Annotated in this window: 13 protein-coding genes; 12 read left to right on the top strand and 1 reads right to left on the bottom strand. The window is 57.8% G+C overall.

Features of this window, described 5'->3' with window-relative positions; all coding sequences use genetic code 11:
- Positions 1–32 precede the first annotated feature (32 nt).
- The 11 genes from ACKTS9_RS09850 to ACKTS9_RS09800 all read left to right on the top strand — a co-directional run bounded on the left by ACKTS9_RS09850 (position 33) and on the right by ACKTS9_RS09800 (position 11,226).
- A complete protein-coding gene (locus tag ACKTS9_RS09850; protein WP_407880497.1) occupies positions 33–944 on the top strand; it encodes a carbohydrate ABC transporter permease in 912 nt (303 codons plus the stop codon).
- On the top strand, positions 941–1,795 hold the full coding sequence (locus tag ACKTS9_RS09845) for a carbohydrate ABC transporter permease (protein WP_407880495.1): 855 nt from the start codon (positions 941–943) through the stop codon (positions 1,793–1,795). The genes ACKTS9_RS09850 and ACKTS9_RS09845 overlap by 4 nt, the downstream gene beginning before the upstream one ends.
- Positions 1,796–1,824: 29 nt before the next feature.
- On the top strand, positions 1,825–3,222 hold the full coding sequence (locus tag ACKTS9_RS09840; protein WP_407880493.1) for an alpha-glucosidase/alpha-galactosidase: 1,398 nt from the start codon (positions 1,825–1,827) through the stop codon (positions 3,220–3,222).
- A gap of 58 nt (positions 3,223–3,280) precedes the next feature.
- A complete protein-coding gene (locus ACKTS9_RS09835) occupies positions 3,281–4,618 on the top strand; it encodes an NTP transferase domain-containing protein (protein WP_407880491.1) in 1,338 nt (445 codons plus the stop codon).
- Positions 4,619–4,622: 4 nt separating this feature from the next.
- Positions 4,623–5,552, top strand: a complete 930-nt coding sequence (locus tag ACKTS9_RS09830; protein ID WP_407880489.1) for an N-acetylglucosamine kinase — start codon at positions 4,623–4,625, stop codon at positions 5,550–5,552.
- Entirely contained in the window at positions 5,545–6,276 is a 732-nt protein-coding gene (locus tag ACKTS9_RS09825) for a sugar isomerase domain-containing protein (protein ID WP_407880487.1), read from the top strand. Before ACKTS9_RS09830 ends, ACKTS9_RS09825 begins: the two co-directional genes overlap by 8 nt.
- Before the next feature lie 12 nt (positions 6,277–6,288).
- Positions 6,289–7,848, top strand: coding sequence for a protein O-GlcNAcase (locus ACKTS9_RS09820; RefSeq protein ID WP_407880485.1), 1,560 nt, complete (start codon positions 6,289–6,291; stop codon positions 7,846–7,848).
- Positions 7,849–8,321: 473 nt separating this feature from the next.
- Positions 8,322–8,852, top strand: a complete 531-nt coding sequence (locus tag ACKTS9_RS09815; RefSeq protein WP_407880483.1) for a helix-turn-helix domain-containing protein — start codon at positions 8,322–8,324, stop codon at positions 8,850–8,852.
- Position 8,853: 1 nt separating this feature from the next.
- Positions 8,854–9,429 (top strand): helix-turn-helix domain-containing protein, encoded by a 576-nt coding sequence (locus ACKTS9_RS09810; protein WP_407880480.1) that lies wholly within the window; start codon positions 8,854–8,856, stop codon positions 9,427–9,429.
- Positions 9,411–10,193, top strand: a complete 783-nt coding sequence (locus tag ACKTS9_RS09805; protein WP_055180661.1) for a ParA family protein — start codon at positions 9,411–9,413, stop codon at positions 10,191–10,193. Before ACKTS9_RS09810 ends, ACKTS9_RS09805 begins: the two co-directional genes overlap by 19 nt.
- A complete protein-coding gene (locus ACKTS9_RS09800; protein WP_407880477.1) occupies positions 10,186–11,226 on the top strand; it encodes a ParB N-terminal domain-containing protein in 1,041 nt (346 codons plus the stop codon). Before ACKTS9_RS09805 ends, ACKTS9_RS09800 begins: the two co-directional genes overlap by 8 nt.
- A gap of 10 nt (positions 11,227–11,236) precedes the next feature.
- Here the strand turns inward: ACKTS9_RS09800 and ACKTS9_RS09795 are convergent, their stop codons facing one another.
- Positions 11,237–11,896 carry a hypothetical protein gene (locus tag ACKTS9_RS09795; protein WP_407880475.1) on the bottom strand — a complete coding sequence of 220 codons (660 nt, stop codon included), beginning with the start codon at positions 11,894–11,896 and terminating at the stop codon, positions 11,237–11,239.
- Between the two features lie 118 nt (positions 11,897–12,014).
- On the opposite strand from ACKTS9_RS09795, the gene ACKTS9_RS09790 reads away from it, so the two are divergent.
- Positions 12,015–12,383, top strand: a complete 369-nt coding sequence (locus ACKTS9_RS09790) for a TnpV protein (protein ID WP_025544199.1) — start codon at positions 12,015–12,017, stop codon at positions 12,381–12,383.
- The last annotated feature ends 3 nt before the right edge of the window (positions 12,384–12,386 follow it).

Here is a 12,386-nt window from a genome sequence, read left to right as displayed (position 1 = left end):
CCCCCGCATTGTTTTCGTAAGAGGTGTAATGAATGCCCGGCAAAGTGGAGAAAAAGAAAAAATTTAAAATCGACCGCCAGCAGATGGGCCTGCTGTTCATTCTGCCCTGGCTGATCGGGTTTGTCTGGTTTCAGCTGTATCCGTTCGTGCAGTCGTTCCTGTATTCTCTGACCGACTTCAACGGCGGCACCACCAGCAATTTTATCGGACTGACCAACTACATCAACATCCTTCAGGACAGCAAGGCCATCCAGAGCCTGCTGGTGACCATTGTCTACGTCATCATTGCGGTGCCCTGCAAACTGATGTTTGCGCTGTTCATCGCCATGCTTTTGAACAAGCCCATCCGCGGCCTGTCGTTTTTCAGAACCGCGTACTACATTCCGTCCATTCTGGGCGGCAGCGTGGCCGTGGCCGTGCTGTGGCGCTTTCTGTTCGTGGAAGACGGCGTGGTAAACCATTTCCTGAGCCTGTTCGGAATCGGCCCCATCGGCTTTTTGAACGACGAGAGGTATGCCCTGCTCACGGTCAGCCTGCTGTCCGTGTGGCAGTTCGGCTCCTCCATGATTTTGTTCCTGGCGGCGCTGAAACAGGTTCCCAACGATTTGTACGAAGCGGCTTCCATTGACGGAATCACCCGCGTGGGCGCCTTTTTCAACATCACCATCCCGATGATCACGCCGGTTCTGCTGTTCAACATCGTCATGCAGATCATCAACGCATTTCAGGAGTTTACGTCGGTCAGCATCATCACAAAGGGCGGCCCCATGAACTCCACCAACCTGTTCTGTCTGCTGCTGTATCAGGATGCGTTCATGCACGGCCGCATGGGCTACGCTTCCGCGCTGTCCTGGGTGCTGTTTGTTGTGATCCTGATTGTGACGCTGGTGATTTTGAGGACGTCTTCCTCTTGGGTATTTTACAGTGATGGCGGTGATGCATGATGAAGAAAACATTCAAATTCCATAAAAGCTCACAGTGGGTCCGGTTTCTGGTGCTGTGCGCGATGACGGTGGTCATGCTGTATCCGCTTGCATGGATCGTGTCGGCGTCCTTCAAAGAGAACACCGAGATCTTCAACAGCATGTCGCTGATCCCCGACAACTTTTCGCTGGACGCTTTCGTCGAGGGCTGGAAGGGCAGCGGTCAGTACACCTTTACCACCTTTTATAAAAACACGTTCATCATCGTGGTTCCCTCGGTGATCTTTACGCTGATCTCCAGCACGCTGGCGGCCTACGGCTTCGCGCGGTTCAACTTTGTGTTTAAAAAGATCCTGTTCGCGATCATGATCGCCACGCTGATGCTGCCGGAGACCACACTGATGATCCCCCGTTACATGCTGTTCAACGAACTGGGCTGGCTGAACTCCTACTTCCCGTTCTGGATCCCGGCCATGTTCGCCACAAAATCGTTTTTCATTTACATGATGATCCAGTTCATGCGCGGCATTCCCCGCGATCTGGACGAGGCGGCGTACATCGACGGCTGCAACGTGTGGCAGACGCTGACGAAGATCATCGCCCCGCTGTGCGCGCCGGCGCTGTTCTCCGCGGGCATCTTCCAGTTCATGTGGCTGTGGAACGACTTTTTGAACCAGTTGCTGTACATCAACAGCGTGAAGCTGTACCCCATTTCGCTGGCGCTGAAAATGTCGCTGGACGCGCAGAGCGCGGTCAACTGGAACCAGATCATGGCCATGTCCGTGGTCAGCATGATCCCGCCCATCATCGTGTACTTTGTGGGCCAGAAATATCTGGTGGAAGGCACCACCACGGCGGGTTTGAAAGGCTAAGTTTTTGATTTTTAAAATAAGAAGGGTTTATGATGAAAGTAAGCAACAATCAAGCGAACGGAATTCATATCGCATACATCGGCGGCGGCTCCCGCGGCTGGGCCTGGGGCCTGATGAGCGACTTCGCGCTGGAAAAGAGCATCAGCGGTAAAATTTATCTGTACGACATTGACTTCGACGCCGCAAAAGCCAACGAGATCATCGGCAACAAGCTGTTCTCCCGGGAAGAGTACAAGGACCGCTGGCAGTTCGAGGCGGTGGATTCCCTGGAAAAAGCGCTGACCGGCGCCGATTTCGTGGTGCTGTCCATCCTGCCCGGCACCTTCGACGAGATGGAATACGACGTGCACGCCCCGGAAAAATACGGCATTTACCAGAGCGTGGGCGACACCATCGGACCGGGCGGCCTGATCCGCGCGCTGCGCACCGTGCCCATGTATGAGGTGATCGGCCGCGCCATCCGGGACTACGCCCCCCGCGCCTGGGTCATCAACTACACCAACCCCATGACCATCTGCGTGAAGACGCTGTACGAAGTGTTCCCCGACATCAAGGTCATCGGCTGCTGCCACGAGGTGTTCGGCACCGAGAAGCTGCTGGTGGAGGCGGCGAAAAAATATCTGGGCTATCCGGACACGCTGCGCCGCGAAGACATCGAGGTCAGCGTCATCGGCATCAACCATTTCACCTGGCTGAACTACGCCTCGGTCAACGGAGACGACCTGTTCCCGGCATATGCCCGGCTGGCCAGCGAATATGCCGAAAGCGGCTTCAACCCCGCCGGCGAGGACAACTGGCTGAACAGCTATTTTGAATGCTCCAACCGCGTGAAGTTTGACCTGTTCAACCGCTTCGGCCTGATCGCCGCTGCGGGCGACCGTCACCTGGCCGAGTTTGTGCCCGGCGACTGGTACATGAAGGACCCCGAGACCGTCAAGCAGTGGAAATACTCGCTGACGCCGGTGTCCTGGCGCAAGGAGTTCCAGCTGCGCAAGAAGAAGGAAGAAAGCCGGATGCTGGTCAGCGGCGAAAAAGAGTTCGAGGTCAAGCCCACCGGCGAGGATGGCGTGAAGATCATCCGCGCCCTGTGCGGCCTGGAGGACCTGATCACCAACGTGAACGTGCGCAACCAGGGGCAGGTCAGCGGCATTCCTCTGGGATGCGTGGTGGAGACCAACGCCCTGATTCGTCGGGACAGCGTGTCGCCCATCTATGCGGGCCAGCTGCCGCCGGAGCTGAACGGAATGGTCAACCGCCATGCGAATGTGCAGAACGCCATTGTGAAAGCCGCCATGGCGCGCGACCTGGAGATGGCGTACCGGGTGTTCATCAATGAAAACCGGATGAATCTGAGCCTGAAGGATTCCCGCGAGCTGTTCGACACCATGGTGGAGGGCACCCGCGCGTATCTGGGCGAGTACAAGTAAACAGATGAGGAAAAGGTGCGCTTTTTTAGGTGCACCTTTTTCCCAAATGGAGGGTTTTATGAAAGCGGTTGTATTGGCGGCGGGAAGCGGCCGGCGCATGTGGCCGTATGCGGAGGTTCGCTGCAAGGCCATGCTGCCGGTGGCAAACCAGCCGGTGGCGCGCCATTTGGTGCGGGCACTGCGGGAAGGCGGCGTGGACGAGATCCTGTTTCTGGCGGGGCCCTTTGCCTCAGACCTGGCCGGTTGCCTGCGGGACGAGGAACGGGTGCAGGTGCTGGACGTGGGAGCCACCGAGGGAACGGCGCAGACGCTGCTGCACGCGCAGCAGTGGGCAAAGGGAACGTTTCTGGCGGTCTACGGGGATGTGCTGCTCTCCGGCGAAGACGTGCGCCGCCTGGCGCAGTGCGAAGCGCCCTGGGCAGCTCTGGTCAGCCCTTTGGACGGGGACCGGACCGGTGACCACATCTGCGCCCGGGTGCAGGACGGGCAGATCGTGCGCATCGTGGGGCATCCCCGGGAAGGGGACTGCCGCCGGCTGGCGGCGTTCCGGCTGGATGAGAGCGTCTTTCCGCTGCTGGCATGCTGCCCCTCCTTTTTCCCGGATGTGGAAGTGGGCATGATGCCGCCCCGGGAAAAACACCTGGAAAGCGTGCTGCTGCAAAAGGGGCCTCTGCCCGCGGTGGAGTGCGGCGGGTTCGATCTGGACAAGCCCTGGCACCTGCTGCGTGCCAACCGGGCCTGCGCCCGCAAAATTTGCACAGAGCTGGAGCAGAGCTGTGTGGACCCCACCGCGTACATCGACCCCACCGCCAGCATCGCGGGAAAGGTGCGCCTGGGGCGGGGCAGCCGCATCGGCCGGAACGTGGTCATCGAGGGCAACTGCGTGATCGGAGACAACACGGTGCTGGACAACGGCGCCATCGTGCGGGAAAACTGCGTAATCGGCAATGACTGCCGCCTGGTCAACGGCTGCTATGTTTCCGACGGCTCTGTGGTGGGCGACCGGTGCGTGATCGGCCACGGCGCGGAGCTCACCGGCGTTCTGTTCCGCAACGTCTACCTGTACCACTACATGGAGATCTACGGCATGGTGGGCGAAAATACGGATTTCGGCGCGGGGACGGTCTGCGGGTCGCTGCGGTTTGACGACGGCGAGTGCGTGTACCGGATCAACGGGCGCAAAGAGGTGCCGTCCTACGATTCGGCGGCGGTCTACGTAGGCGATTTCTGTCGCACCGGGGTGAATGCGATCCTGTCGCCCGGCAAGAGGATCGGCGTGTATTCGGTGGTGGGTGCGGGCACCATCCTGACGCAGGATGTGCCGAACCACACGCTGATCTATGCCAGGCAGGAGCTGGTCACACAGCCCTGGGACAGCACAAACTACGGGTGGTGACGCAATGAAGTGGTACCTGGGAGTGGACGGCGGCGGAACGAAGACGCTGGCGTATGTGAGCAGCGGCGACGGGCAGGTGCGCTGGCAGGTGTGCACCGGCGCCAGCAACCAGCACAGCGCGGGCGATCTGCGGCAGTCTGTGGCGGACCTGTTCGAGCAGCTGCGGCGCGCGGGCGGTCCGGCCGCCGGAGAGTTTGAGCGGGTGTGCTTTGCCGGTGCGGGCGTGGATACGCCGGCGGACGTTCCGGTGTGCCGCGCCGCCTTTGAACAGGAGGGCTGCACCGGAAAGATCATGGTCTGCAGCGACGGGCTGGGCGCGCTGGTGGGCGCGCACGGCAGCCGGTCGGGCGGGGTGCTGATCGCGGGAACAGGCTCCATTGCGCTGGGCATCGATGCGCAGGGCCGGCAGGTGCGTGCCGGCGGATGGGGCTACCGCACCGACGGCGGCTGTTCGGGTTATTCGCTGGGCGTTGCGGGCCTGCGGGCCGCCCTGGCCGACTGGGACGGCAGCGGCCCCCGGACGATGCTGCGCGCGGCGCTGTTCGAAGCGCTGAACGCGCGCACTGCCTACGACGTGGTGGATGTGCTGTACAATCAGAACGGGTCGGTCACGCAGATTGCCTCACTGGCGAAGCCGGTGGTGCAGACAGCGGCGCAGGACGCAGTGGCCCTGCAGATCGTGCGCGGAGCCGTGGAAGAGGCCGCGGCGGCGGCCCGGGCGGTGGCGCGCCGGCTGCCCGAAGGGGAGCGGGTGTTTGCCCTGTGCGGAAGTGTGTTTGAAAAATCGGAGCTGGTGCGCGGGGAGCTGGAACAGGCGTTCCGGCGCAGCCTGCCGGAGGCGAAGATTTTGCGGCCGCGGTACAACGCCGCCTACGGGGCGCTGCTGATGGCCGAAAAAGACTGGGATGTGAAATGGGAGGACGAGAATGGGTAAAACAGAGATGTATTTCGACACGCTGCACGTTCTGATGGAGCGTGCCCGGGCCCAGGCGGAGACGGTGCGCGCCGCCGCGGCCTGCGTGGCGGAGAGCATTGCCCAGGGCGGCATGCTGTACGCCTTCGGGACCGGGCATTCGCACATGTTCGCTGAGGAGCTTTTTTACCGCGCGGGCGGTCTGGTAGACGTGTATCCCGTTCTGGAAGAAGGGCTGATGCTGCACAGCGGCGCGGCCAAAAGCACGGCGCTGGAGCGGATGAGCGGCTACGCGCATATTTTGATGGAGTCTCTGCCCATCCGGGAGGGCGACGTGATGGTCATTGCCTCCAACTCCGGCGGCAACGCGGTCTCGGTGGAGATGGCGGCGGAGTGCCGCGCCCGGGGCGTCCGGGTGATCGCGCTGACCTCGCTGGCCCATTCCCGCAGCCGCACGCCCCGCAACCCGCTGGGAAAACGCCTGTATGAACTGGCGGACTGGGTGCTGGACAACGGCGGCGAGCCGGGGGACGCCTGCATGGAACTGGACGGCGGGCGCAAAACCTCGCCCACGTCCACGGTGGTGGGCTGTGCGCTGCTGGAGGCCCTGGTGGCGGAGACGGCCACCTGCCTGCAGAAAATGGGCAAAGAGCCCCGGGTCTTTGCCTCCAGCAACACCGACGGCGGCGACATGGTCAACCAGGTGTACTGCCGCGCGTACGCACAAAAAGTAAAGGCGCTGTAAGGGGGGCTTGCCATGGATCAGCTGCATTTGATCTTTTCGCAGATGGAACAAAGCGGAACGGCTGTTTTTACGTCGGACGGAAAAGGCGGCGTTCTCTGTGACGGGTGTGCGGTGCCTGTGACGGTGGCGGCCGGGGAAGGCGGCGATGGCTTTGCCATCCGGTTTGGCCCGCAGGCGGTCACGCTTTACGCGGATACGCCCCGGGCCAGGGCCTTCGCCTGGAACGCTTTGCGGTGCGTTCTGGAAGAGGGGGGCGTGCGCGCCGGGCTGTACCGGGCCCGGCCGTCGTTCCGTATCCGGGGCGTCATCGAGGGGTTTTACGGAAAGCCCTGGACCATGGAACAGCGCGCGGATGTGATCGGCACACTGGCGGCGCACGGGCTGAACACCTATCTGTACGGACCCAAGGACGACCCCTATCACCGGGAGAAATGGCGCGAGCCCTATCCGGAGGAGAAACTGCAGGAGCTGTGCCGGATGCGGGATATCTGCGCGGAACAGCAGGTGGACTTCGTCTATCTGCTGGCGCCGGGGCTGGACATTGAGTACTCCTCCGCGCGGGAGCGGGCCCTTGTGCTGGAAAAGTACCGCCAGGTGTCCCGGCTGGGCGTGCACCGGTTCGGCCTGCTGCTGGACGACATCGGCGAGCGCATCGAGCACGAGTCGGACCGCCGGAAGTACCCGGACCTGGTCAGCGCGCACATCGACCTGGTGAACGGGGTGTGGCAGGCGCTGCGGCAGATGGATGCCCAGGCGACGCTGTGGGTGTGCCCCACCCAGTACCACGGCGCGGGGGACGAGGATTACATTCGCCGTTTCGGCTGCGGCATTCCTCAGGAGTGCCTGCTGATGTTTACGGGCGAGCGGATCTGCTCGGCGCAGATCACGTCTGCGCAGGCGCGGTTCTTTGCGCAGCACACAAACCACAAGCCCCTGTACTGGGACAATTACCCGGTGAACGACATGGAGATGAAGGACGAATTCCACGTTTCGCCCATCCGCAACCGGGACCGGGATCTGGGCGACTGGTCGCAGGGGGTCATCATCAACCCCATGGAGTCGGCGGCCTGCTCCAAGTTCGCGGCCATCGCCTATGCGGACTATCTGTGGAATGCCCGCGCCTATGACCCGGAAGACAGCCGACGCCGGGCGGCTCAAGAGCTGCTGGGCGAAGTGCTGGCGCCGGACTGGCTCCGGCTGGAGGAGTTTCTGTATGTGTCGCATCTTCTGCGCCTGGGCTATCATTATCAGGACCAGCCGTCGCCGGGGCCTCATTCGGAGGCGGGAAGGCTGATCCAGGCGAAAGAGCTGGACCGGCTGCAGAGCTACCTGAGCGAATCGGAAGATTGTTTCCGCCGGCTGCAGGCGCTGCCGGCCGCGTATCGGACAGAGGTGCAGCGCTGGCTGGATACGGCGCTGGACTTCTGCGTGCAGGCCCGGTGCGCCCTGGAAAACCGGCAAAAGGGCGCGCCGGTGCGGGCGGTTCTGCAGCCGCTGTGCCGCTATCTGACCCGCAAGGAAGACGTGATGAAAGAAGAGGCCGAGCAGCTGCTGTTGCTGCTGGCGGAATAAGCGCGGCTGTACACAAAAAAGCACGGAGATCTTTTCAAGATCTCCGTGCTTTTGTTCTGGCGCAGCGGGAGGGATTCGAACCCTCGTGCAGTTGCCTGCAAACTGATTTCGAGTCATTTCCCGCTTATGACTTTTGGTGGAAATTAAGCGAAGATGGAAGTACACAACGGAAGCCCAAAAGCTGCGGTATACTGCGGATTTTGGCTTCCGTTTTTCGCTTTTATTTGAACCCACCGGGTTTTCCGAGTTCTTCCCGTTTTTGCCCCGAATTATGACCGGAGGATAGAACAAGGATAGAACTGCACGCCAGATCGAGGAGTTTAACACCCATCCCTTTTTACGAAAACGCAAATCTCAATTTGATTTGTCATCCTAATTTTATTTGAACTCATTTCAAAAGTCAACATTATACGACGCACCAGTGAAGTACCTCACCTACCAATGACAGATGAACAAGAAAGTGAGTGCTGCACATGGATTTGACCAAGTATTACCCCGACATCGCCGCAAAGTATCCCGCCTATGTAACCAAACGGGAACTATGCGAGATCTGCCACATCTGTCCCAAGACCGCCTACAATTTGGAGCAACAAGGTGAGATTCCCTACACCATTGAGCAAAACCACCTGATCCGTAGCCACAAAATCAAGCTGACGGACATTCTTGCCTATCTCTATCGGCGTGAGTGCAGACAGGAAGCAGATAGTCCCTATATCTGTGCTATGAGAACATTCTATGACGAACACCTCTCTCCCTACTCAGACCTGCTTTCCGTAAAGGATATTCAGCAGATCACAGGCTTTTCGTCCTCGGCAATCGTGCGGTGGATCAGCACAGGGATTCTGAAGGCTTTCCAGCCTGGGAAACAGTACATCGTCCCAAAGGATTTTATGCTGGACTTTCTGATAAGCCCATATTACCGCAGTATCCGCCGAAAGACCCCTCTCCAAAAGGAATTGATGGATACATTTGAGCGTCTGTGGCAGAAAAAAGGAGGCGAGTGATGTGGCACAGGCATCAAAGTATCGCTATTTGCTGAAGCAGTACCCAGAAACAGTCCAAAAAGAGCAATTCCGCATTATCTGTCATATCAGCAAACGCACAGCTCGTTATCTGCTGCAATCCGGTCTGGTTCCCTGCGTACAGAGTGGGAAAAAGACCCGGAATTACACCATAAAGATGAAAGACATAGTTCGCTACCTTGAGCGCAGGGAAATCCACCCCGAAAAATACAAACTTCCCCCCGGCTCATATAGCGGGACATACGCAGTCAAGCCCCTGCTTCCCGACTCTGTGACAACGGAGGAACTGCGAAAATACTACATAGAGAGTTTCCGGGACATTCCCGACATAGTTTCCACGAGAGAGGCCGCGGAATTAACAGGCGCCACGGCATCTACGGTCGCAAAATGGATCAGAACGAAAAAGCTAAAAGCTCTTTCACATGGTCCGGCATTTATCATCCCGAAGGTCAATATGATCGACTTTATGGCCAGTGACGCATACTTGAACAAACGCTTGAAATCACAAAAATTCCACGAAAATATAGGAGGTTTTCTATCATGGAAAGCGGGAAAATAATTGTTGTAGCCAACCAGAAAGGTGGGGTAGCCAAGACCAGCACGGTCCGAAATCTGTCCTACGCGCTGGCCGAGATGGGCAAGAAGGTCTTGGTAGTTGACTTTGACCCCCAGTATAACCTCACCACCAGTTTCGGTGTCCTGCCGACCCAGGCGCCCTATAATACCGGGACTCTTATCACCAATCTGCTTCTGGACGAATCTCTGCCGGATACCAACGAGTTCATCCAGAAAATCGGCTCTGTGGACTTGATCCCTTCCAGCCGATCTCTCACCGTTGCGGAGGCAAATCTGCTGATGACGCCGGACAGCAATGACTACCTGGCCGCTCTGCTGAACCCTCTGCGGCTGTCCTACGATTACATTATCGTGGACACCAACCCCTCTCTTGGCTCGTTGACCATCAACGCTTTAACGGCTGCCGACGAGGTAATCATCCCGATTGACCCGGAACTGTTCGCTCTGACCGGTTTGCAGGCGTTGGTGGACACCATCAAGAAAATCAAGCGGAAATTAAATCCCAGCATTGAGATCGGCGGTATCCTGTTCACCAAATGCAACAAGCGGACGAACCTGTATCGCCGTACATACGGTCAGGTCACAAAGGCATTCCAATCGCTCCCCATCTTCAACTGTCAGATTCCCTACACGGTCAAGGTGGGGGACGCAAACAGCTACGGAATGAGCGTCATGGAACTGGAGCAGGCAAACCCCGCCTCTCTTGCCTATCTGGAACTTGCAAAGGAGGTGCTGGCAAATGCCTAAAATCAATCCGCGCATCAAGTCCATTGACGATCTTCTGGGCTTGGATGCCGCAGAAGAAAGACCTATTGAACCCACCCCTTCCGTATCCTTGCCGACCAAGAACACCATCATCACCCTTCCCCCGCAGGCCATTCGTGCTTTCCGAGGCCACCCGTTCCGGCTGTATGAGGGCGACCGGCTCAATGATCTGGTAGAAAGCATTTCGGAACATGGGGTCCTGAATCCCGTCATCATCCGCAAAATCGAACGGGATGAAGATGGCTTTGAGTATGAAATGCTGGCCGGTCATAACCGGCAGAACGCCGCAGCCATTGCAAACCGTGAACTTCCCTGTATCGTCAAGGAAAATCTTTCCGATGAAGATGCCTGGATTTATGTGATCGAAACCAATGTCCTGCAACGCTCCTTCTCCGAAATGCTGCCCTCTGAAAAAGCGGCGGTGCTGGCTCTGCGCTATTCCAAGATGATCTGTCAGGGGCGCCGGAACGATATTGTCGAGGAGTTGAAACGGCTTGAAAACCCTGATGAAATCAGGGAAACCGGGACTTGTGGCATTGAGTGCCACAAGTCGAAAAGCCGTGATGTTGTAGGCGCAGAATATGACCTGAAAGGCCGCGCCGTTGCGAACTATCTCCGCATCAATGAGTTGATTACTCCGCTGAAAAGGCGAATTGATGACGCCGAGTTCCCGATTGTGGCAGCCGTACAGCTCTCCTTTTTGACCGAACAGGAACAGCAGATGGTTGACGATGTGCTTTCGGGAAATGAGTACAAGGTCAATGAGGGAAAGGTTATCCTGCTGCGGGAATATACCGGAAAGCTGACCCCGGAGCGCACCGAACAGATTCTGTCCGGCGAGTTTAACCGGAAACCCAAGAAATCCACGGCTACGGCGTTCAAGGTCAAACCGGCGATTTACAAGAAATACTTTACCGCCAGCATCAGCCAGAAAGAGTTCGACAGCATTGTGGACGAGGCGCTTGCCCTCTACTTTGCTCAGAAAGGACAGGAGTCCGAGCAAGAGGCCGGATAACCGGCCATAATCACCAATACAGGAAGGAGGTCAGATACCGTTGAGAAATGATGAACGCCTGCGGACGATATATGAAGTCATGGCTCCCTATATTGTCCGAAATGAACACAACTGGCGGGATTATCTGGCATTTGCATCGCAGTTCCATAAGCACAGTTTTGACAACATACTTCTTGTGTACGCACAGGACGAGGATGTTTCGATTCTGGCAACACGAAAGCAATGGGCCACCATAGGCAGAAATTTGATTCCCCGTGCAAAGGGCGTAGCCGTTTGCGTCTACCGGAATGCCAAACTCACTCTTGACTATCTCTTTGATGTAAGCCAAACTACTGGCAAAGAGATTCATCCTACGGACTGGCAGCTTTCCGATGAAATGAAAAAGGCCCTGACCGAGCGCCTGTCGTATGCACACGGTTTCCCCAAGCAGGATTTTCCCCAAGCGCTGTATGCGATGGCAAGCGAATCTGTCGCAGAGAATTACAACCACTTTTTGCAGGAACTCAAGCAGGAAACCAAAGGCCATTTGTTCACCGAGATCCCGGCCGGTGGTTTTGAAGCCCAATACATCCAGCTTTTGACCGACAGCATTTCTTATTTCATCGGCAAAAAGTGTCACCTGCCGGATGAAGAAATCCAGTTGAGTGACGGTATGGCGACGGTCAGCCATTTTAATACACTCCCGCTGGTTGCACATCTGGGTACGGCAGTAACCGCCCTTTCCAAAGGTATCCTGTTAGAAGTAGAACGGAACATCAAGATTATCAATCGTGAAAGGATGGCACAACATGAGCAAACCGAATATCAATCTGAAATACAGGGAGCAGGACGGGATGATGCTTCCCGATCTGCAAATCTCCAACAGCAGCGAAGCAGATCAACCTCTGGGCAGGTACGGCCGGATGGCCCTGGAATACCTCAGAGAGAATCACCCGGAGCGATTTACGACTTTGAAAATGGATGGCAGTCTGATGGAGATCATGCACCGGGTACAGGACGAGGCGACCGAGAAGATCGAAGCCCTGACGCAGCAAATGCTCCAGCAGGAGCCGCTTCCGCAGACCGAGGACATCATGGAGCGGACGCGACACCTGAACAGTCTGAAACTGATGGCGGAGGAAACCGTACTCCAGAGCGTAGTCCTGATTCCCCGCTGACCG

The sequence above is a fragment of the Owariibacterium komagatae genome (assembly GCF_045865535.1).
Lineage (GTDB): Bacteria > Bacillota > Clostridia > Oscillospirales > Ruminococcaceae > Ruthenibacterium > Ruthenibacterium komagatae.
The sequence above is the reverse complement of the archived record's forward strand: the minus strand, read 5'-3'. Positions and strand labels throughout refer to the sequence as shown.

Bases quoted from the DNA above. Each gene is read 5' to 3' on its own strand.
- ACKTS9_RS09850 (WP_407880497.1), top strand. From the start codon at position 33: ATGCCCGGCAAAGTGGAGAAAAAGAAAAAATTTAAAATCGACCGCCAG.
- ACKTS9_RS09830 (WP_407880489.1), top strand. From the start codon at position 4,623: ATGAAGTGGTACCTGGGAGTGGACGGCGGCGGAACGAAGACGCTGGCG.
- ACKTS9_RS09815 (WP_407880483.1), top strand. From the start codon at position 8,322: ATGGATTTGACCAAGTATTACCCCGACATCGCCGCAAAGTATCCCGCC.
- ACKTS9_RS09805 (WP_055180661.1), top strand. From the start codon at position 9,411: ATGGAAAGCGGGAAAATAATTGTTGTAGCCAACCAGAAAGGTGGGGTA.
- ACKTS9_RS09820 (WP_407880485.1), top strand. From the start codon at position 6,289: ATGGATCAGCTGCATTTGATCTTTTCGCAGATGGAACAAAGCGGAACG.
- ACKTS9_RS09800 (WP_407880477.1), top strand. From the start codon at position 10,186: ATGCCTAAAATCAATCCGCGCATCAAGTCCATTGACGATCTTCTGGGC.
- ACKTS9_RS09840 (WP_407880493.1), top strand. From the start codon at position 1,825: ATGATGAAAGTAAGCAACAATCAAGCGAACGGAATTCATATCGCATAC.
- ACKTS9_RS09835 (WP_407880491.1), top strand. From the start codon at position 3,281: ATGAAAGCGGTTGTATTGGCGGCGGGAAGCGGCCGGCGCATGTGGCCG.
- ACKTS9_RS09790 (WP_025544199.1), top strand. From the start codon at position 12,015: ATGAGCAAACCGAATATCAATCTGAAATACAGGGAGCAGGACGGGATG.
- ACKTS9_RS09845 (WP_407880495.1), top strand. From the start codon at position 941: ATGATGAAGAAAACATTCAAATTCCATAAAAGCTCACAGTGGGTCCGG.
- ACKTS9_RS09825 (WP_407880487.1), top strand. From the start codon at position 5,545: ATGGGTAAAACAGAGATGTATTTCGACACGCTGCACGTTCTGATGGAG.
- ACKTS9_RS09795 (WP_407880475.1), bottom strand. From the start codon at position 11,896: ATGGCTGACCGTCGCCATACCGTCACTCAACTGGATTTCTTCATCCGG.